Genomic DNA, 21,393 nt, shown 5'->3' with positions numbered 1-21,393 from the left:
GATAATGTCAAATTAGACATCGCTCATTTGCGGCATTGGTCGTTTAAACATTCTCGTCAATATCGCCATATATATCAGGCCAACCGCTGTCCAAATCAATCCATAAACCATTGAGTCTTCCTCGATATTCAGCCATAACACACAAACGGTTAGTGTCCCAATAACAGGTAAAATCAAATAATTTAGGATATTTTTAAAACCACTCATACGACGTTCACGAATAAAGAATTGGCTGATCACAGAAATATTCACAAAGGTGAAAGCAATCAATGCACCAAAGTTAATCAGCGCTGTTGCAAAGTCCATTTCAAACCAAATCGCACCCAGTGCCAATACACCAACCATTAACACGTTATAAGTAGGGGTACGCCATTTAGGGCTAACATGACCAAATACTTTTTCTGGGAATACACCATCGCGTCCCATAACATACATCAAACGCGCGCTACCTGCGTGTGCAGCCATGCCTGATGCTAATACTGTAACGCATGAGAATACCAAAATAATAGATTGGAAGAATGCCCCTGCAACAAAACGCATAATATCAGGCTGAGTTTCGTTGATATTCTGAAAACGTGAAACATCAGGGAAATACTGTTGTAAGAAGAATGAAACCGTAATGAAAATGATACCACCAATTAATGCGGTTAAGAAAATCGCACGAGGGATCACTTTACCTGCATTAGGTGTTTCTTCAGACAATGAACTTAACCCATCAAACCCTAAGAATGAGAAACAGAGAATGGTTGCTCCAGCAATCAGTGGAATTAACTCTGTTTTTTCATTAGCAAATGGATTAAATGTCCATATTTCACCCGTACCTTCACCATTTGATACCCCGTGGATAACCAATATAGTAAAGACTGCCATCACACCAATTTGGATAATAGCAATAACCGTACTGAGGTTAGCAATCACATTAATTCCACGCAAGTTGGCCGCGGTCATTAAAATCACTAAACCAACCACAAATATCCACGGTTCAACTGTCGGGAAGATGTCTTGTAAGTAGATCTTGGCCAATAAAATGTTGATCATTGGCATAAAGATATAGGAAAGCAATGATGTCCATCCGACTAAGAAGCCAATGTGTGGACTCATTGATTTTTGAGCATAAGTATACGCTGAGCCAGCTGATGGGAAACGTTTCACCAATTTGCCGTAGCTCAGAGCAGTAAATAGTATCGCGACAAGCGCAATAATATAAGAAGTCGGGACGTGTCCGCCGGTTTTATCGGATACCATGCCAAATGTGTCAAAGATGGTCATTGGCTGAATATAAGCCAGACCAATCATCACGACTTGCATTAACGTTAACGTTTTTGCAAGTTGCACACGGTTATTAGCACCAGTTTGGTTGTTACCGATTGATAGTGGTATTGAATTATTTGGCACGACAAAGCCCTCCCATAACTTTCGATTGAGTACTACTAGACCTACTTAATCGACAGTTACTGGGAAGACTTTGCATCTGCCTATAGGCAGAAAAGAAAGAAGAGAGGTTGAACGGTGAATTAGCGAAGCAAGTCGTTGCTCCGTAGTCATCGATGCGGCAACCGCGGCCACCAGGCCCTGCTGCGAATGCGAAAAAGTAAGCCATGCAAGCATTCCTCAAATCGGTAGCATTAAATGTTAGCTACACGCAAAAATATAATTTATCTATCCGGCCTATCATCCGGCCCCGTGAAAATGAACGAACTTAAAAAGCAAAAAAAAACCGATACCAGCAATTGGGGTATCAGTCATTTTTTTAGTTCGCGCATTTTGCACTTCAAGTAGTGAAATAGCAATAGTTATCGTCAAAAAAGTGGCCAATATTTGATGAGAATTTCTGATATGTTTATTATTTTCACGGCAAGAGCTAATAACCTGTTTTATTCAATAATTTTTCGCCATTAAATATGTCTTTTTAGACTTTTTTGCACTATAAACAAAAAAGCCTTCTGGCAATAGCGAGAAGGCTTTGATCAAGTTATTTATACTTTACATAATGCAAAGTGCAGGTAGGTGGAGAACATAGATACACTATGTAACTCAACGAGCGCCGCGTAACCCCTTATACCCTAACGCCCCCCTGCAACTTGAAAGATGACAAGTATCTAACACCAATTAGAAGTTATAGTTGATACCGATGTTATAACGACGACCTTCTAATTCTGCACCATAGGTTGCATTATCCACACGGCGATCTAAGACGTTATATACCCCACCAACAATATTGGCATTTTTGTTTAACTGGTAACTAGCACCTAAATCAAACAGTGCATAAGACGGTGTACCACTTGCCATTTTTTGACCACGCCCTTGGTATTCTGACGTTTTACCGCGGAAATTCATGCGTGTCCATGTTTCCAGATCTTCAGTCGTTTGCCAAGTCAATGTGGTATTACCCATATGTTTAGGTTGCTTATTTAATGGCTTACCTTTATTTACACCACTTTTTTGCTCTGTATCGGTATAAGTATAGTTAGCTGCAAACTCTAAATTATCTAAAATGCCCCAATTAAAGGTTAATTCCACACCACGCATTCTGGCTTTATCTACGTTCGCTTTATCGCTGATAAAGTTATATGGCTTACCAGCGATATCGCCTTCACCATCTTCAGCAACTGTACATGGTCTCAGAGATGGGTTATCTGATTCACAACGTCTAACTTCAGTAATTTTATCTTTAAAGTCAGTATTATAAATAGTGATACCTGCGGTGATGTTATCTTGGTTGTTCCAAATAACACCTATTTCTTCAGTAACGCTTTTCTCTGGTTTTAGATCAGGGTTACCATAAATAACCGCATTTCCTCTACTACCACCCGTTGCTTGCCCCCAATTTGCGGATGACTCACGTAAGCTAGGCGCTTTATAACCTGTGGTTACACCACCTTTAATTGTCCATTGTTCATCTGCATGCCACACACCGTAAAGACGTGGAGTCCAATGACTACCGTAGTTTTCATCTTTATCCATACGAATACCGCCTGTTAATGCAAAATCATTGGTCATTAACCATTCATCTTCTGCAAATAACGCCCAGCTATAACGATCTAATTTATTATATTGTTTAAATTTATTCCCTTCGTCTTTCAGTTTTTCTTTACGGTATTGACCACCAAGACTTAAGCTGTGATCACCTAGCAAAAAGACGCTTTGATTACGGAACACAAGATCTTCCGCAGTCATTTTACGACCTGGGTTTTTAGTTTCATCGTACTGTACATAGGTATCAGTTGAAGCAATATCGTAAATACCTGTGTGGGTTAGCGCCATATGCGTTAATTCATATTTGCTAAAGCCACTGCCATCACCTCTTTTATTACTATAACCTTCACGGTCATCTCGGTGTTGGTTATCACGTTTATACTCAGCATCAATGGTATTTTTTTCGTCTGGAGTCCAAGAAAGTGTTCCACCACCACTTGCCATAATTTGTCGATTAAATCCATCGACAATTTTATCTTCACCACGGTGTGAATACTGACCATTTAGTTTCACACCAAGCAAACCATCGATTAATGGACCTGATGTATAAAAGCTGCCCTGTCCCGTGTTACCTGAATTTTTTCTTTCCGTAATTGTCGTATCTGCACGTAAACTTGTGGTCCACTCTTGTTGGACTCGACGAGTAATAATATTGATAACGCCGCCCATGGCATCTGAACCATACAGAGAAGACATAGGTCCGCGAACAACCTCGATACGCTCAATTGCAGGTAATGGTGGTAACCACCCTTGTTCGATACCTGAACCGTCACTGTTTGGACGTGTACTACGGGTATCAACACGTTTACCATCAATCAAAATCATCGTGTATTTTGCATCCATACCTCGAATGCTTATATCACTACTACTTCCCCCACCGGTGACTAATACACCAGGTACATCTTTCAAGGCATCCGTCACATCACGGTAGGCTTTGTCTTCTAATTGCTGACGAGTGATCACAGAAATAGAAGCGGGTGCATCTTCTATTTTTTGCTGGAAACCAGATGCAGTGGTAACCATCATCACATCTTTACTGTTATCAGCGAATGCAGGTGCAGATGCCATAGCCGCAATAATGCTGACCGCAATTTTTCTTTTATTAAAAACAACCATTCCCAACTCTCCGAGAGATAAATTAGATTTAATTTTTTGATGTGACAAAGCTCAATATAGGGATTTAACCCTATTACAAATATTATTATTTTTTGATTATGAGATAATATAAATTACCTATAGGAAATTTATGGTATATAACCATTTACAATAAATTTCCTATAATTAATTACCAGCAAAAAATATAATGTTATTTTATTCGTGTGCCTATTCAACCTTAATAGACACACTTCACTAATTAATTAACTAACTGGCTAATCTTGTACTCACTAAACCATCAACCAATACTTGTGGCACACCTTGCGAACAGCGCTCTATACGCCCCCTTACACCATATACTTCGGCTAGGCTTTCAGGTGTAATCACTTCTTCAGGTTCACCTTGCGCAATAAGTTTGCCTTTCTTAAGCATTAACACATGCTCTGCATGCTTTAATGCAATATTAATATCGTGAACCACAACTACCGTTATTATATTACGGCGTTTAGTTTCTTTCGCGACCAAATCCATAACATGATATTGATAATTAAGATCAAGTGCACTCAATGGCTCATCTAATAATAATAAATTAGGCTGACGAATTAATGATTGAGCCAAACCAACCAATTGTTTTTGGCCACCCGATAGTTGATCTAAATAGCTTAATGCTAAATGTTCAATACCTAATTGACGCAATAAATGCATCACTTCATCTTTACTATTTTCATTACTTAAGCCGCCTGATGCCCTTTGAGCAACAATCACGGATTCTAATACATAAAGATGAACACCTGCCGGTAAACTTTGTGGCAAATACACCACATTTTGGGCACGCTGAGCAAAGTTTTGACGGGTTAAATCCATACCATCAAGCAACAACTGCCCTGTTGCTTTATTTAGCCCAGCCAAAGAACGCAATAACGTTGATTTACCGCTCCCATTTGGCCCTAGTAAAACAGTAATCTTGCCTCTTGGTAAAGACTGTGTCGTTAAATCTTCAATCACAGGGTGTTTCGGATAACCTGCATTAAAGCGATTAATAATCAGGCCATCTGTCATGATACATTTCCTCTGTGACGCAAAATAATACTTAAGAAGAATGGCACCCCGACTAACGAAGTCACAATACCAACAGGGATAATCACACCCGGTATAATATTTTTCGAGGCAATTGATGCCATCGATAACACTAATGCACCAATTAATGCGCTTGCAGGAAGATAGAATCGATGATCTTCACCAAACATTAAACGGGCAATATGTGGTGCAACTAAACCAATAAAGGCTATTGGGCCAACAAATGCAACAGCCAGCGCAGATAAAATACTAATACGCAATAATGTTGTTAAACGTAAACGACGCACATCAATACCAAAACTAATGGCACGATCTTCACCAAGCCTTAACGCCGTTAATTTCCATGAACTCATCATCGCAATCGGGAAAATCAGTGCAAATACCAATGCCATTACACCTAATTTCACCCATGTTGCTTTCGACAGACTCCCCATAGTCCAAAAAACCAAACCTTGGAGCGTATCTTCTGTCGCAATAAACTGCATCATCGACACCAGTGCATTAAAGGTAAATACCAATGCGATACCAAATAACACGACACCTGAAGTTGCCACACGCGTCCAACGAGTTACCGCATCAAGCATTAATGCAGCCAGCAACGCAAAAATAAACGCATTAGCAGAAATCACCCACTGGTCAGGGACTCCGGGGATAGCGATACCTGAAACAATCGCCAGTGCTGCACCAAATGCTGCGGCATTGGACACCCCTAAAGTAAATGGACTAGCTAATGGGTTATTTAAAATGGTTTGCATCTCAGCCCCAGCGAGGCCTAGAGACATACCAATTACCACAGCCATCAACGCATAGGGTAACCGGATATCCCAAACAATCACTCGCGTCCCTGCTTCAACAGACTCAGGGGAGACGAGTGTTTGCCATAATTTCTCCAACGATAACCCCGATGGCCCGAGGGTAAAATCTATCACCAGTGACAACAAGATTGCTGCAATAATCACAGCAATCCACGCCACTCGACGACGTAACATTTGTTGATAATGATGTTTTACACCATTATTCTGTTCTTTAGCTGGCTGTTCTAGAACTGACATTGGCTCGCTAGTAAGACTCATGATGATAATTACCTACTAAATTTATTTTTCACTCACCCAATATATACCTGTTGGCTCTACCGCCAAAAACTGGCTATGCAATTCATTTAAGGTTTTTTGCGGATCAAGCTCCGCGAATTGCTCTGGATAGAACCACTTAGCGAATACTTGCGTCGCTAACACGTTATAAGGTGAGTTGTAGTAGTTATGCCAAATCGCATAATCTTTACCATCTTTCACGGCAGATAAAGAATGAATACCTTTGCGCTCAGTTATGGCTTTTAGACTCGCTTTTGCATCTTCAGCGGTACTTTGTGCGCCAAGTTGCACCCCCGCGTCTTTACTCTTTGGTGCCTTCGCACCTGTTGCGATATAAATTTGTGGATCTGCGGCAATAATTTTTTCTAAATTCATCGTGCCCAGTGCGCCCGGAAGTACCCCTTTGGCAATATTTTTACCGCCAGCAAGGTCAATAAAATTCCCCATATTGCCGTCACCTGCGGTACCACAGCAATCTTCAAATGCACCAGCACGTAATTCAATAAATACACTTGGTTTTTTATCTTCAGGGATATGACTGGTGATATCTGTGACAAGTTTTTGGTTTCTTTCGTAGAAATCAGCATATTTTTCCGCAACTTGTTCACGATTTAATGCTTTTCCTAACACCCGCATGCTAGGTAAGGTGTTTTTCAGAGGGTTATCTCTAAAATCAACAAAAACCACTGGCACGCCGGCTTTTTCAAGTTGATTTACTAACTCACTATTTTTTCCTGGTCCATGACCTGACAGACCAAAAATAGCGATATCAGGATTTAGTGTTAATACTTTTTCAGCGCTAACACTGTCCGCGCTAGTATTACCAATCAGAGGGATTTTATCGATTTGGGGGAATTTATCTTTATATACCGCGTAAGTTTGTGGGTCTAATTTACGTAAATCACCTTGCCAACCTACAATTCGATCTAAAGGCTTATCGCCTTCGAGTAAGGCTATTGCACTAAATAAGCGACCTTCGCCAAGTAAGATACGGTTAACATTATCAGGTACTTCAACAGTACGTCCAGCAATATCAGTGACAGTTGCGGCCAAGACACTGGCGCTTATGGTAAACACTGAACTTGCTAATAGTGTTAAACTTATCCCCTTTGCTAACGATTTCGCCATGCAATTCACTTTACACCTCTTCACCCCATATTTTAGTGCCATAACAATAAAGCAAATAAGAATACTTATCAATACGATTGCCAATTTAATTAAAGGTGTTGGCGAAATTGTGATCGTACTCGGTAATCGATAGTGTAAAACTCAAACAATTATCATGAAAATAGGCCAATTAACTGGCCTATTTGAGAATATAATAAAGAGGTAATGACAATGTCTATGTGCGAATAATTCAGGTAACTAGCCGCATAGGAATTAGGTGAAGCGTCACGAGTGAACCAAGCCCTCATGCCTTAATCAATCATGCGATAATGTGAAACATCACGAATATATTCATTTAAATCAATCCATTGGCTATCATTACTGCTACTGCGTTTTGCCGCATCAATAAATGCCATCCCTAGTAAGCCAGTATCAATTCTTGGCAACAATGGTGCAGCTTGCGCTCCTTCACGTAAGCATTTAGCCGCTTCGCGATAGATTTGCGCAAATCCCTCTAAGTAACCTTCGGGATGACCAGGGGGAACACGTGCTAAATGGCGGTTTTCTGCATATTGGGACAACGACGCGCGCGTAATATAATACGCAGGCTTATCGAAAGGTTTCATCCATAATTGATTCGGATTTTCTTGTAAAAACTCTAAACTTCCGAGGCTACCATATATTCGTAAACGTAGGCCATTCTCCTCTCCACAAGCAACTTGGCTCGCCCACAAACGGCCTTTAGCACCATTATGATAACGCATTTGTACATGTACATCGTCATCTAACTGGCGACCTGAAATCAAAGAGGAGAGTTCTGCGCGGATCACTGACGGGATCATATCAGTCACAAATTGAGCCAATTGCCATGCATGTGTGCCTATATCACCAATACAGCCTGCTCCTGCTTTTTGCGGATCCGCTCGCCAACTGGCTTGCTTATTACCCGTTGCTTCTAATTGAGTCGCTAGCCATTGCTGTAAATATTCCACTTCGATATAGCGGATCTCCCCTAATTCACCTGCTAGTATTCGGCTACGCGCTTCACGTACTAATGGATAAGCACTGTAATTATGAGTTAGAAACAGTTGTCGGCCACTAGCACGCACCGTTTGTGCTAGCTGTAATCCTTCCTTATAAGAAGTACATAAGGGTTTGTCGCAAATCACATCAATGCCTGCATTGAGGAATGCGGTTGCGACAGGCGCATGTAAATAGTTGGGTGTGACAATCGCAACAACATCAATGCCATCCGTTCGTTGCGCTTCTGCTAACGCCATCTGTTGATAATCCGCATAACAACGATCAGGTGACACATGCAGTTGTTGCCCTGTACGTTGGCAATTTAGAGGATCGGAAGAAAATGCACCAGCCACTAATTCATACTCATCATCCATGCGAGCCGCCAATCGATGAACCGCACCAATAAATGCCCCCTCGCCACCACCAACCATGCCTAATTTTAGTCTCATACATCAGCACCTTTTATGCCTAAAAGCGCTCTGATTTGTTGGGGATCGGTTTCTACGGCAGCAAAATCATCAAAAGCATGTTCTGCGATTGGAATAATATGACGTTGAATAAACTCAGCCCCTTCCCTCGCCCCCGCTTCAGGGGATTTTAAGCAACATTCCCACTCTAAGGTTGCAACACCTGAAAAATCATATTGCGTTAGCTTGCTGAAAATGGATTTAAAATCAATTTGGCCATCACCCAATGAGCGGAAACGCCCTGCACGCGCTAACCATGGCTGATAACCACCGTACACGCCACTTTTGGCACTGGGGGTATATTCGGCATCTTTAACATGAAATGCTCGGATCCGTTGATGGTAGCAATCAATAAAACCGAGATAATCCATTTGCTGTAAATGTAAATGGCTCGGATCATACAAGATATGACAACGTGGATGGTTATTCACTAATCCAAGAAAGCGTTCAAAGGTCACGCCATCATGCAGATCTTCTCCTGGATGTAACTCATAACAGACATCAATCCCACACTCATCGAATCGATTAAGAATGGGTAGCCAGCGCTGTGCGAGTTGTTCAAACGCTTCCTCAAATAACAATGCATTATGGGGAGGCCAAGGGTAAAAATAAGGCCATGCCAGCGCTCCAGAAAATGTCACATGCGTGGTTAGACCTAACCGCTGTGAAGCTTCAGCCGCTTTCATCAGCTGTTCAGTTGCCCATGTTTGTCGCAGTTTAGGGTTTCCTCTCACTAATTCAGGAGCAAATCCATCAAATACTGAATCATAGGCGGGATGTACTGCAATCAGCTGCCCCTGAATATGAGTTGATAATTCACTAATACGAATGCCATATTGTTGAAGCCGTGCAACTGTCTCATCACAATAGCTTTGGCTCGTCGCCGCCAAATCCAGATCAAAAATTTGCGGATCCATTGTTGGAATTTGAATATTGGTGAAACCAAGCTCACTCGCCCATTTAGCTAATCCATCCAATGAATTAAAAGGAGCACTATCACCAATAAATTGGGCTAAAAATAACCCCGGTCCTTGTATCCTTTTCATGACCCGCTCCTAAGTATCACCGTGCGTTGACTGCGAACCGCTTCATCGGCTGCAAGAACAATACGTAAGCTATTTAATGCATCCTCTAAATGCTGTTCGAGATCTAACTGCTGTTTAATCGCCTGAACAAAATAACGCTGCTCACTTAAACATAAGGCCAAATGGTCGGGTTCGTCTTGACAATCAATCCAACTGTCGGGTTGCTTAAAATTATTTTCTTCATCAAGCGCCGCATGATGCAAGCGTAATGATTCAGTACGGGTATGCCCACCAACGTTATCTGAGCGACCTTCGTTATGGCGAGCCATGATTGAAACCGAGCCATGAGGGCCGATCACGTCTTTCACAAAATAAGCGGTTTCGCTGATCATAGGCCCCCATCCAGCTTCGTACCAACCTACTGAGCCATCCGCAAAACGTACTTGCAACTGACCATAGTTATACATATGTTCGGGTAAATCATCGGTGAGCCTAGCCCCTATCGCACTCACACTAATGGGCTCTGCTTGAGCCATTTGGCACATCACATCGAGATAATGCACCCCGCAATCGACAATGGGTGATAATGATTGCATCAAATTACGGTGAACATTCCACATCTGCCCATGGCTTTGTTGATTTAAGTTCATACGCATCACTAATGGTTTGCCAAGCCCACGAGCTAACTGAATAAACTGCTGCCATGATGGGTGGTGACGTAAAATATAACCGACTACCACTTGGCGGTTAGCCTGCTTTGCAGCGGCGATCACCCTTTTCGCTCCTTCCACGGTTGTCGAAAGGGGCTTTTCTATAAAGACATGACAACCTGCGGCTATGGCTAATAGCGCATATTCTTCGTGTGTATCTGGGTAAGTTGTTAGGCAAACTGCGTCAGGTTTAGTGTGTTGTAACGCTTGTTCATAATCACTGAATGTAGGATAACCTCCACCTAATTGCTGATTGAGTACATCACGAGAACGACCGCGTGATACTAAACCGCAAATATCGACATCATCCATTGTATGATAAGCCTCTGCATGTGAGGCTCCCATATTGCCGCAACCCACAACTAATACCTGTAAATTAGCCATTTTATTTTTCCCCCTCAGGTTTATCTTTATAGTTGAAAGTGAAGAAGAACAGTGCAGCAATCACTAAAGCACCAATTGCTGGGTACCACCAAAAATGTTGCCATTGAGGCAATGCAGCATCACCTTGTGCGGTAACCATATTGTTAAATAGCAGCCCACTAACTTGTGAACCAATTAACATCCCTACCCCATAAGTGAATAGCACTAATAGGCTCTGTGCTTGTCCTTTCACTTTTTCACCAGCGACTTTATCGGTATAAATGAAGCCAATAACAAAGAAAAAGTCATAACACATGCCATGCAGAAAGATGCCAATGTAGATCATCCAGCGCAGCTCTTCGGTGATACCTAATGCGAACATCACATAGCGTAAAAACCATGCTAACATCCCAATGAGCAACATCACCTTAATACCTAATCGAGCAAAGAAGAACGGAATGAGCAACATAAAGAACAGCTCTGACATCTGCCCAATAGATAACACGCCACCCACATTAGTAAAACCGGTTGCCGCAACGAACGGTGCAGCATAGGCATAATAGGCAGCAAGCGGGATAGAAATTAACATCGCACAAATAATAAACACTAAGAAATGGCGTTGCTTTAACATGGCAAATGCATCAGCACATAATAAATCGCGCATAGCAACAGGTTTACCACGCTCTGGAGCAGGTGTGTGTGGCAACGTAAAGCTGTAGATAGCCAGAACTAATGAAGCGACCGCCGCTAATGTGAAGATTTCAATACTGTCTGACAGCCCCGTTCCCCCGACAATCAGCCCTGCGACAATCCAGCCAAATGTGCCAAATGCACGCACTACTGGGAAAGCTTTTTCGCTATTCGTTAAACTATAAAATGCAACATTATTACTTAAAGCAATAGTTGGCATGTAGCACAACATATAGCCAAAAATCAGCCACAATAACCAGCTGTGATCCGCAGTAAAAAAGTTAGGAATGATCCATAACAACACGGCCCCTATTAGATGTAATACGCCGAGTACTTTTTGCGAAGCGAAAAAACGGTCAACCACCATTCCGAGTACAAATGGTGATAAAATAGAGGCGATTGGACCGGTTGAATAAGCATCTCCAATAATAGCGGATAAACCATATTTGCCCATGACAACACCGAGCGTCACGTACCACGCGCCCCAGACAAAAAATTGTAAAAACATCATTAATGCTAACCGCGGTACCACCCATGAATAAGCAGTGTGCTTGCCCTCTTGAGCGATGTTGTTGATACCCATAAGACCCCCAACTATAATTTTTATACTCGCTATGACGTTATCACCTAATCGCATAGCAAATTATTTAGGATATATTGTTATTAACCACTTTCAGGTAAAAAAGACGGCATAATTATGCCGCTGGGTTGCTGTGCATAGCCTTTGACTTGAGCAAGATGTAATTCACAGATCTTTGCTCCCCACTTTATTAAGGTTTGAGATAGTTCCAAACTTTCAACGGGCACTAGTACAACAGGTGTTGTGCCGCGATGATGATGATTTAGCATCCAATTCACTAAATCGAGGGCAACGTCATAACGATAACTACATCCAGGCCCTAACATACGAGATGCAGGATGAGCGACTGATGCGAGATACCCTTCAATGCGTCCATTCAATTCCCAAACCGCAATACGCCATATTCCACTGGTGTTGTGCAGAAAATATTCAATATCGCGTTTGCGCGAGATCCCCAATAATTCGGATTCAAGCTGCATAATGGCAGCTAAATCTTCAATTTGAGCATCACGTATCTTTCCATTAGTCAGTCGTGGGAACGCAGTTCCCTCAATAGGAACAGGGATCACCATATCTTGATAGATGGCATAAGGTGTAAAACCAGCTCGTCGATAGAGTGAATAAGAATCTAAATTTAGGGCGCTGGATAACAAACGGATCGGTAAACCCCCTGCGAGTTCGTCGGCTTTTGATAGCAAGCGACTTGCAATACCTTTACCAAAATGATCAGGATGTACATTCATGATCCCTAAACCTAAATGCGTTTCTCTTGGATGGAAAAAGCAAGAGCCGCGTATCATGTCTTGCTCATCACGAGCAATCCAGTGATAACCATCATCTAATTTGTGGTAGACCTCGATAAACAATTCACAACTTTCTGGGCCCGCAGGAAATATTTTTCCAAGTCCATGCTGTTGATACCACTGATTAGTTGAATCATGGATTAACGCTGCCACTGCTTTGCGATCAGTAGGCTGTGCTATCTGTAATTGCAAATCCATCCATCACCTCTCACATTTTTAGTTTTTAAAATGAGGTTGTTACTAAATGGCAATATACACTTATGCTAAATATACTTAGATGAAATCGATTTCAAATTGAATGTAATCGATTTCATTTTTTAAAATATAATCAATTTGTTTTTTTCAGCAACTAGCAAAGTGCTTATAAAGCAAGCAAAAAGATGAATTTGTAATCTACATCACAAGTTCAGTGCAATAAAATCTTAATAATTCGAGGGGCTGTGAGACGACAAATGAATGAGTCGCTAGGGGCTTACATAAGTAAGGGACTGCGCGAGTGAATGAAATCGACAACACTGCGACTGGAAGTATGACGAGTATAGTCGTACTTTTGATCACGATGTAGCATACTGTGCATGACAATGAATAAAAGGAAAAACAAGCTATGTCGATAGATAAAGTAGCAAAAATCGCAGGAGTATCAAAAGCGACCGTTTCGCGGGTGCTTAATAATCAACACATTGTCAAACCTGCGACACGAGAAAAGGTTCTAACGGCAATTCAGCAATGTAATTATCAACCTAACCTACTCGCCCGCCAACTGCGTACTTCGCGTAGCCGTATGCTATTAGTTCTCGTTTCAAACATTACCAACCCCTTTTGTTCTTTGGTTGTTAGAGGCATTGAAGAAGAAGCAGAGCGCCATGGTTATCATATTTTGTTATGTAATTCCGAATCCAATCCTACCCGCGAATCGGCTTATTTAAGCCTACTTAGCGGTAAGGTTGTCGATGGTGTGATCACCATGGATGCGATAAGTTGTCTACCGGGACTAACCGATATGATCGGTGATTTTCCATGGGTTCAATGTGGCGAAGGTGATACTGATTTTAGGGCATCATCAGTGACCATCGATAATGCACAGGCCGCTATCGCAGGGGTGTATCATCTCGCCGCGAAAGGCCGTCAACGCATTGCTTTAATCAACAGTGATATGCGTTACCTTTATTCACAACAACGTGAACAAGGCTATCGAAAAGCGTTAACAGAACTTGGGCACAATTATTGCCGAGTAGAATATATTGAAGAGCTGGACTATACCGGTGGCGCCAAAGCGATGCAGAAGATATTACAGGACGACCAACGACCTGATGCAATATTTGCGATATCTGATGTAATAGCAGGTGGTGCAATGAGCGTGCTCCACCAGCAAGGGTTACGTATCCCTGATGATATCGCCGTGATGGGTTTCGATGGCATTCCATTTGGTGATGTCACAGTCCCGCCCCTCACAACCATTATTCAGCCAATGCATCAATTTGGTGTTCGTAGTGTTCAATTATTACTGCGTAAAATTAAAGATCCCCAATTAGACGATTGCCATGAAGTTCTTGAATGGAAATTATTAGAACGCGGGTCTGCTTAATTTAACCTCTAATCGTTGTTCCGACTTTTTCTGATTGCAGGAAACATTCTGTTTTTATATTTTATTAATACATACTCAACATCATTGAAGTGCAGCTAGCGGACAAATGAGAGAAGTCAACAATGCTGCAATTTGCAGTATGATGAGTAAGCGATAATTTTAATTAAAAGGCATCAATATGACCATTATCCTCACTGTTGTATTTATTATTTTACTCTTATTTATTGTTGGCTGGAGTATTTCTATCTATAACAGCCTAATCAGTACACGTAATCAAGTTGATAACCAATTTGCGAATATTGATGTTATTTTAAAACAAAGAGCAGATCAGATCCCTCAATTAGTGACTATTACTGAAAAAGCAATGGAACACGAGAAAAGTTTATTTACTTCCTTAAGTGATGCACGACAGCGTTATCTCAATGCCCAACAAGTTGATGATAAAATTTCAGCATCAAATGAAATGGGTCGTGTGCTGAGCCGTATTGTCGCCGTTGCTGAAAATTACCCTACATTAATTTCTGGGGAGCAATTTTCTCAATTGCAAATTGCCCTTAGCGAAGTTGAAGATAAGTTAGCTCAACGCCGCGAAGGGTTTAATGATGCAACAACTGAATATAATACGGCAATTCAAATGTTCCCAAATAGCATTATTGCTGGTTTCTTTAATTTTAAATTATTACCATTACTAGATATTTCAGATGATGAAAAAAAATATAACGGTATTCAATTCAAATAATCCGTATGTGACAGGCCATAAATGAATATATACTATTTTTTAGGTGCAATTTTAGGTGCACTTATTTTCTATTTAGATAATAGATTTTCTCAAAAGAAAAAAACGAACTGGGGGATTATTCCATTTATTTCGATAGTCTGGGGCGCTTGGGTATATATTTCCCCTCAAAAGGGTGACTATCTCGACATAATTTACTATACCGTGATTTTAATCGTCGCATTTCTTATCATTAAATTTGTTAGGCGATTAAGTAACAGTGCGTATGCGCATTATCAGAAATTACAAAATGAAGGCGACACTAAATTTAGTGCATCCATTAAATCAATTTATATGTTTCTTCTTGCCGGCAGTTTAATGCTAGGCTTTTTTATTGATATTCGTATTTTCTTTCTTGCCTTTGTCTTAACCATCGTCTTTTATTTGCTCGAAAATACCCCAGAAAAACGTTTTCTGAAGTATCAAAAAAACCTCGCCACCTCAAAAATTCGTTCTGTCGCCATGGGGTTAGCCGAAATTGAAGGGAAGATCACAGCGGGAACACAACTTAGGAGCCAATTAGGTGGTAAAAGTTGCTATGGCTCGTTTTACTCTGAATATGCTATTTCAAAAAATAAAGAAGGCAAAAAAAGCTATCGGCTGATCAAAAGTAAAAATGTCATACATGATTTTACCCTAACCGATGATACTGGGTCGATTAAAGTTGTTTGTGACCCCGAGCACTTTGTTTGCGCAGGCTTACAACCACATAGTGATTTTGAAAGTGGTAGTATCCGCTATAAAGAATATATCATTGAAGGCAATAAAAGTTATTTACTGATAGGGACTGTAGATTCTGACAACGGCACCCCAATCATTACCCGCAAGCCTCCGCATCATTTATTAGGGCTATCCCCTTCTGCATATGTCACTCGTTGGAACAAAACCGGTCCATTTCGTAGAAATTTAGTCATCACCATTTCAATTGCTTTGATATTAGTAGCGTTTGTTTTCATTACGCCAATGGAGTACCACAATGGCTTGCTCACGCTGCATTTTAATCAGATCTCATTTCTAGGTGGCAAGTAATATGGGATTAATCGTTTTTTGGATCATCATTCTTCTGTGTTGTTATATGCTCATCCGCTATTTAGTTGGTACCTACAATAGCCTCGTTTTCTTAAAAAATAACTGCTACAAGGCATTTGCCAATATTGATGTGTTACTGAAAAAACGCTTCGATTTACTGCCTGCAATAGTGCAAATAGCCGATCAAGCGATGACACATGAAAAATTCTTGATCAATATGTTAGTCAAAAGCCGAGATACCTATATCTCTACTTCAGATCTTGATACTAAAATTAATACAGTAAACCAAACCGCTGCTTATTTTCAAAAAGCTATCATCATTGCTGAAAACTATCCCCATTTAATTAGCAAAAATACCTTGCTGGAATTACAAAGCCAAACAAAACGTATTGAAGATCAAATTGCTGATCGCCGCGAATTTTTTAACCAAACTGTGACGCTGTACAATACCGGTATTCAGCTGTTCCCAAATGTTATTTTTGCCTTTTTGTTTGGATTTAAAATGATTTCTTTGCTCTATGCTCAACAGGAGCCTAAACAATGATCACAATCCCTTTTTCTTTATTTGGCTTTACTGACTGGATACTTGCAAAAAATGAACCTGCTATTGTGGTGATGCTTGCAACCTTCGGCATGCTATTAGGAATTATAGTAATAATAACCTTACTTAATGTCCTTGGCTTAAAACGCTATTCAGGCTATATCACCCTTGCTTTACTCTGCTCAGTATTTATTAGTTTAGTTATCATGATCCCTATGCTATTGCTCTTTAGGATTGAGGATACAATAAAATTTATTTTGGTTTGGATAGTGATCGTCGGTAGCTGCCTCACTTTTAGCCTATCTAACAAACGTTATATCGATATGTTTACTGAAGAAGCGACTAATACTGCGAATACAAAAAATCAACCAACATCAAAGAAACCACAAAATAATAAGAAAAATAAGCGTAAAAACAAAAAATAGTTAAAATATAAAAAAGCCAGCTGATAAAATCAGCTGGCTCAATTCACACTCAAAGCTTAGTTAGTGCTATTTGTTTAGATTTTCGCGATAAGTTGGAAAATCCATCTCTTTATAACGCACAATCGATGTTTTCTTGGCAATCTTATAACCAAACCAAATTGCTAAGAATAATGGAATACCGATATAAGTTGCAGTTACACCTACCCAATCAATCTTATCTTCTAAGAATGCCTGATAGTTTTGTCCTAATGTGATCACCAAACAAAGTACAAAGGCAAAGATTGGTCCAAGAGGGAAAAAGCCTGAACGATAAGGCAGATCATTTAAATCCTTACCTTGCGCAATATAGCCTTTACGGAAACGATAGTGACTTATAGCAATCCCTAACCAAGCAATAAAACCTGTCATACCTGAGGTATTCAATAACCATAAATACACAGTTTGGTTACCAAACATCGAACTTAAAAAGCACAGCGCCGCGATCACGGTGGTTGCCAATAATGCATAACGAGGAACACCGCCCTTAGAAAGGCGAGCAAAAATACGTGGGGCTTTACCTTCACGCGCTAAAGTATAAAGCATACGAGTTGATGCATACATTCCTGAGTTACCCGCTGATAACACCGCCGTTAAGATAACCGCATTCATCACTGCGGCAGCAGATAGTAAACCTGCATTTTCAAACACTAATGTAAACGGACTCACACTAATATCTTTAACATCGTTACGCAGTAAATTTGGATCAGTATAAGGAATGATCAAACTGATAATTAAGATAGCAAAAATATAGAACAGCAAAATACGCCAAAATACTTTACGCACAGCTTTAGGAATGTTTTTCGCAGGATCTTGTGATTCACCGGCTGCAATACCAATCAGTTCAGTCCCTTGGAAGGAGAAACCAACGATCATGGCAACGCCAATCATTGCTGAAAAACCACCAGCAAATGGTGCATCACCGATAGTCCAGTTATGCCATCCTGCATTTTCAGCACCATTCATGATCCCAAAAATCATCAATACACCGACAACGATAAAAATAATAACGGTTGTAACTTTGATTAAAGAGAACCAATATTCCGCTTCCCCAAATCCTTTTACGGAAATGTAGTTAAGTAAGAAAATAACCGCTAAGAATATTGCACTCCAAATCCAACCCGGCGTATCAGGGAACCAATAAGTCATGACTAATTGCGCTGCAACCAAGTCAACAGCAATCGTAACCGCCCAGTTATACCAATAGTTCCAGCCTAAAGCGAAACCAAAACCTTCATCAACGTATTTCGCGCCATAGGTAGCAAAGGAGCCAGATACTGGCATATAAGCCGCCAGCTCCCCTAAACTGGTCATTAAAAAATAAACCATTAAGCCGATGATGGCATAAGATAAAAGTGCCCCGCCGGGGCCTGCTTGAGCAACTGTCGCACCTGATGCGACAAAAAGACCGGTACCAATTGATCCGCCAATCGCAATCATCGCAAGATGACGAGCCTTTAGCTCACGGCGCAATTTATTCTGCCCACCGCTTTGTACCGTAGTGGTATGTTGTTCTGACATCTGTTCCCTGTATTTCTTCATTTAACTAATATTGAATGAATTCTAGCAAAACATCCTGTCATAACTAAGTAACTCTTGGCTGTTATAAGATACCTTCATAATCCAAACAAAATTATTAGCAAAATATTTATGTGAACCCCATCATTTTCGTACAAAAAACGAACTTTTTTATAGCTATTGAACGTTAAGGGTCACCAGCCTCAAAATAGCGAATATATTTGTTTTAGACACATTGATATACTTAGAAACACTCTTTTTATTAATTTTTATTTACACATTAAGAAATATTTATCATTATATTACCTAAATAATTAATAAATTAATGATGGTTCAGAGAAGCAATAATAAATTGTTTTATAAAATACCAAATTTAATGACAAATGATGAGTCGAAATAGGTCAAATGTGCTCCTTTGTGCTCCTTAACGTTTAGTGCTATCTTATAGCAGAACTTATAAAATATGCATATAAAGAGTCGTTATGGTCACTATAAGCGATGATCGTATAATATAGACTCGGTATACCTAAATATAGCTAGGCTAATAGTGGATAAAGGACTTTCTCCGATAGAAATAGCATGTCTAACACACCAACCTAGTTCGTCGACTTCAATACGAAAACTTCCTAACTTGAAATATGATGAATATAAATAGTTCGAGACGATTGTATACTCATCATCTGAATAGATTATATATAAAGGAATAAAATATCATGAGTGATCTGCTTGTATTAATGCTAATTATCGCGCTTATTACTATTTTTTCAGTAAGAATGCATAACAATATTATCAAAAAATACAATCGAATGAGACAAGCGTGGGCTGACGTCATAGTACAAGTTCGCCAAAAAGAATTAGTTATTCCTAAAATTGAAAAAATTGTGAATGAACATAAAGAATTTGAGTCGACTGTTTTAACAGAAATTACTAAGATGCGCTCTTTAGCATCTGATTTAGATAAATCCCCTGAGACTGTTAGCCCACAAACTTTAAAAAATTACAAAGATAACTTTGATACTCTATTTAAGAGTATTAAGCTCACGGTAGAAAACTATCCAGATTTAAAATCAATCAATCTTTATCGTGACTTAGCAAATCAAATCTCCGAGCAAGAAGATAATATTAGTGCCGCTATTCGTATATACAACAGTAATGTTGCAGAATTTAATACGTCAATAGAAGAGTTTCCTAACAATTATATCAACAAAACCTTTACCAAAAAGAACCCAGGACAACCCTTTGAGCATGAGCAATCCTCTATCGATATCGGGTTTACTCCAACTTTTTAATGCACTACTGACCACTGTGCATTATGTGAAAGCGTAGTAACGACCATTTACTTACACCAGTTACTGAGTTTTCTATGCGTCTAGCGATTCACCCGCTTGTCACCTAGCTACATTTTAAATTATTTAGGTATATACAGGTTCAATGTTAAAACATGCTATCAAGTAATATTAAAACTCAACAAGTTATTGATAAAATACAAGAACAGGTCAACAATGCCAAAAGCTATAATGACCTCACTGAAGCCATATTTATCGCAAAAGCTGAGAACAAAAAATTAGAATTCAATAATCTAGTGTTTCTAACTATTTGCCTTGTTTCTCTACTAGCCGTTGCTATTCTTTGGGCTAATGCCAATGAAAATGGTGGATTCAGCTGGTTCAGCTTAACGGGTATTTATATCGTACTCATTTCTATTGTTGGTCTTTTTTCATTACTCGTCATTTGGGGAAGAGAAAGTAATATTCCTCAATTAAATAGAGATATTTATCGAATGTGGGGGCTACTTGATAATAAGCTTAATTGCCACCCTACTCATAACGGGAACGTTAAAACAATGCTTAATGATTTTGAACAGTTTAAAAGAGGCAACTGTTCAAGAGAAATTGAATGGGAGTATCGTTCTTTAGCTGAAATATCAACATCATTTTATTTCTATAACTTTATATATACTGAACGAACGCGTACTACAAAAGGGACAAAAAAACTACATTACTATCGTTATGGACTAATTTTACCGTTCACCGGTTTCAAAGATATTCACATTATTAGCGATGGAAAAACGCCCTGCAAAACTCACTATTCATTAGCATCAGCAGAATTTAATAAACATTTTAAACTCGGTGCTAAAGATCCCTTACTATTGAGTAAATTTTTAAAACCAATGGTCATCGAAGCGCTGGTTAATGCGACAAAAGAACTTGATAGTTTAAATGTGGAAATTAATGCAAATGAGATGATGTGTATTTCTTTTAGTAACGCCGATAAACTTTACTACACTCCTAATTACGGCTTAAATTCACCCGATAAGTTCCTCAACGAGCTAAACAAACCAGACTTGAAATTACCCATGCTAACCACTGCGATACAACTTTATAATACCTTCGTAAAATACTCTGATAAAAACTTTTAATTGCAACTTAATGTAATCAAAAAAACCGAGATCAGTAATCGAATTGAGCCTATAAGCG

18 protein-coding genes are annotated in these 21,393 nt (G+C 39.8%); 7 read left to right on the top strand and 11 right to left on the bottom strand.

The window, feature by feature from the left end; all coding sequences use genetic code 11:
* Positions 1-12: 12 nt before the first annotated feature.
* The 10 genes from SC428_RS00170 to SC428_RS00120 form a co-directional block, all read right to left on the bottom strand.
* Positions 13-1,395 (bottom strand): APC family permease, encoded by a 1,383-nt coding sequence (locus SC428_RS00170; RefSeq protein WP_070927176.1) that lies wholly within the window; start codon positions 1,393-1,395, stop codon positions 13-15.
* 714 nt (positions 1,396-2,109) lie between these two features.
* Positions 2,110-4,092 (bottom strand): ligand-gated channel protein, encoded by a 1,983-nt coding sequence (locus SC428_RS00160; protein WP_140186029.1) that lies wholly within the window; start codon positions 4,090-4,092, stop codon positions 2,110-2,112.
* Positions 4,093-4,338: 246 nt separating this feature from the next.
* Entirely contained in the window at positions 4,339-5,130 is a 792-nt protein-coding gene (locus tag SC428_RS00155) for an ABC transporter ATP-binding protein (RefSeq protein ID WP_070927181.1), read from the bottom strand.
* Positions 5,127-6,221 (bottom strand): FecCD family ABC transporter permease, encoded by a 1,095-nt coding sequence (locus SC428_RS00150; RefSeq protein ID WP_318705345.1) that lies wholly within the window; start codon positions 6,219-6,221, stop codon positions 5,127-5,129. Before SC428_RS00150 ends, SC428_RS00155 begins: the two co-directional genes overlap by 4 nt.
* Positions 6,222-6,242: 21 nt before the next feature.
* The gene (locus tag SC428_RS00145) at positions 6,243-7,367 is read right to left on the bottom strand and encodes an ABC transporter substrate-binding protein (protein WP_318705343.1); all 1,125 of its coding nucleotides are present in this window, start codon (positions 7,365-7,367) and stop codon (positions 6,243-6,245) included.
* Between the two features lie 290 nt (positions 7,368-7,657).
* Complete coding sequence (locus SC428_RS00140) at positions 7,658-8,818, bottom strand: Gfo/Idh/MocA family oxidoreductase (RefSeq protein WP_318705341.1); 1,161 nt, start codon at positions 8,816-8,818, stop codon at positions 7,658-7,660.
* Positions 8,815-9,882, bottom strand: a complete 1,068-nt coding sequence (locus tag SC428_RS00135; protein WP_318705339.1) for a sugar phosphate isomerase/epimerase family protein — start codon at positions 9,880-9,882, stop codon at positions 8,815-8,817. Before SC428_RS00135 ends, SC428_RS00140 begins: the two co-directional genes overlap by 4 nt.
* Complete coding sequence (locus tag SC428_RS00130) at positions 9,879-10,955, bottom strand: Gfo/Idh/MocA family protein (RefSeq protein ID WP_070927190.1); 1,077 nt, start codon at positions 10,953-10,955, stop codon at positions 9,879-9,881. The genes SC428_RS00135 and SC428_RS00130 overlap by 4 nt, the downstream gene beginning before the upstream one ends.
* A gap of 1 nt (position 10,956) precedes the next feature.
* Positions 10,957-12,207, bottom strand: coding sequence for an MFS transporter (locus SC428_RS00125; protein ID WP_070927192.1), 1,251 nt, complete (start codon positions 12,205-12,207; stop codon positions 10,957-10,959).
* An 80-nt stretch (positions 12,208-12,287) separates the two neighbouring features.
* Positions 12,288-13,205, bottom strand: coding sequence for a GNAT family N-acetyltransferase (locus SC428_RS00120; RefSeq protein ID WP_318705334.1), 918 nt, complete (start codon positions 13,203-13,205; stop codon positions 12,288-12,290).
* Positions 13,206-13,611: 406 nt separating this feature from the next.
* Between SC428_RS00120 and SC428_RS00115 the strand changes: the two genes are divergently transcribed.
* From SC428_RS00115 to SC428_RS00095, 5 genes are all read left to right on the top strand, one after another.
* Entirely contained in the window at positions 13,612-14,592 is a 981-nt protein-coding gene (locus SC428_RS00115; protein WP_140178464.1) for a LacI family DNA-binding transcriptional regulator, read from the top strand.
* Between the two features lie 178 nt (positions 14,593-14,770).
* Positions 14,771-15,331 (top strand): LemA family protein, encoded by a 561-nt coding sequence (locus tag SC428_RS00110; RefSeq protein WP_318705331.1) that lies wholly within the window; start codon positions 14,771-14,773, stop codon positions 15,329-15,331.
* A gap of 21 nt (positions 15,332-15,352) precedes the next feature.
* Positions 15,353-16,396 carry a hypothetical protein gene (locus SC428_RS00105; RefSeq protein WP_070927921.1) on the top strand — a complete coding sequence of 348 codons (1,044 nt, stop codon included), beginning with the start codon at positions 15,353-15,355 and terminating at the stop codon, positions 16,394-16,396.
* A 1-nt stretch (position 16,397) separates the two neighbouring features.
* Positions 16,398-16,940, top strand: coding sequence for a LemA family protein (locus SC428_RS00100; protein ID WP_070927919.1), 543 nt, complete (start codon positions 16,398-16,400; stop codon positions 16,938-16,940).
* On the top strand, positions 16,937-17,362 hold the full coding sequence (locus SC428_RS00095; protein WP_318705328.1) for a hypothetical protein: 426 nt from the start codon (positions 16,937-16,939) through the stop codon (positions 17,360-17,362). The genes SC428_RS00100 and SC428_RS00095 overlap by 4 nt, the downstream gene beginning before the upstream one ends.
* Positions 17,363-17,428: 66 nt before the next feature.
* Here SC428_RS00095 and SC428_RS00090 read toward each other — a convergent pair whose 3' ends face one another.
* Positions 17,429-18,919 (bottom strand): amino acid permease, encoded by a 1,491-nt coding sequence (locus tag SC428_RS00090; RefSeq protein ID WP_070927915.1) that lies wholly within the window; start codon positions 18,917-18,919, stop codon positions 17,429-17,431.
* 710 nt (positions 18,920-19,629) lie between these two features.
* Here SC428_RS00090 and SC428_RS00085 point away from each other — a divergent pair.
* A complete protein-coding gene (locus tag SC428_RS00085) occupies positions 19,630-20,205 on the top strand; it encodes a LemA family protein (RefSeq protein ID WP_318705326.1) in 576 nt (191 codons plus the stop codon).
* A gap of 152 nt (positions 20,206-20,357) precedes the next feature.
* Complete coding sequence (locus SC428_RS00080; RefSeq protein WP_070927912.1) at positions 20,358-21,335, top strand: hypothetical protein; 978 nt, start codon at positions 20,358-20,360, stop codon at positions 21,333-21,335.
* Positions 21,336-21,393: the final 58 nt, after the last annotated feature.

Origin of the sequence: Providencia sp. 2023EL-00965 (assembly GCF_033550225.1) — a bacterium.
In the GTDB taxonomy this organism is placed as follows: domain Bacteria; phylum Pseudomonadota; class Gammaproteobacteria; order Enterobacterales; family Enterobacteriaceae; genus Providencia; species Providencia manganoxydans.
This window is presented reverse-complemented; position numbering and strand designations above follow the sequence as displayed.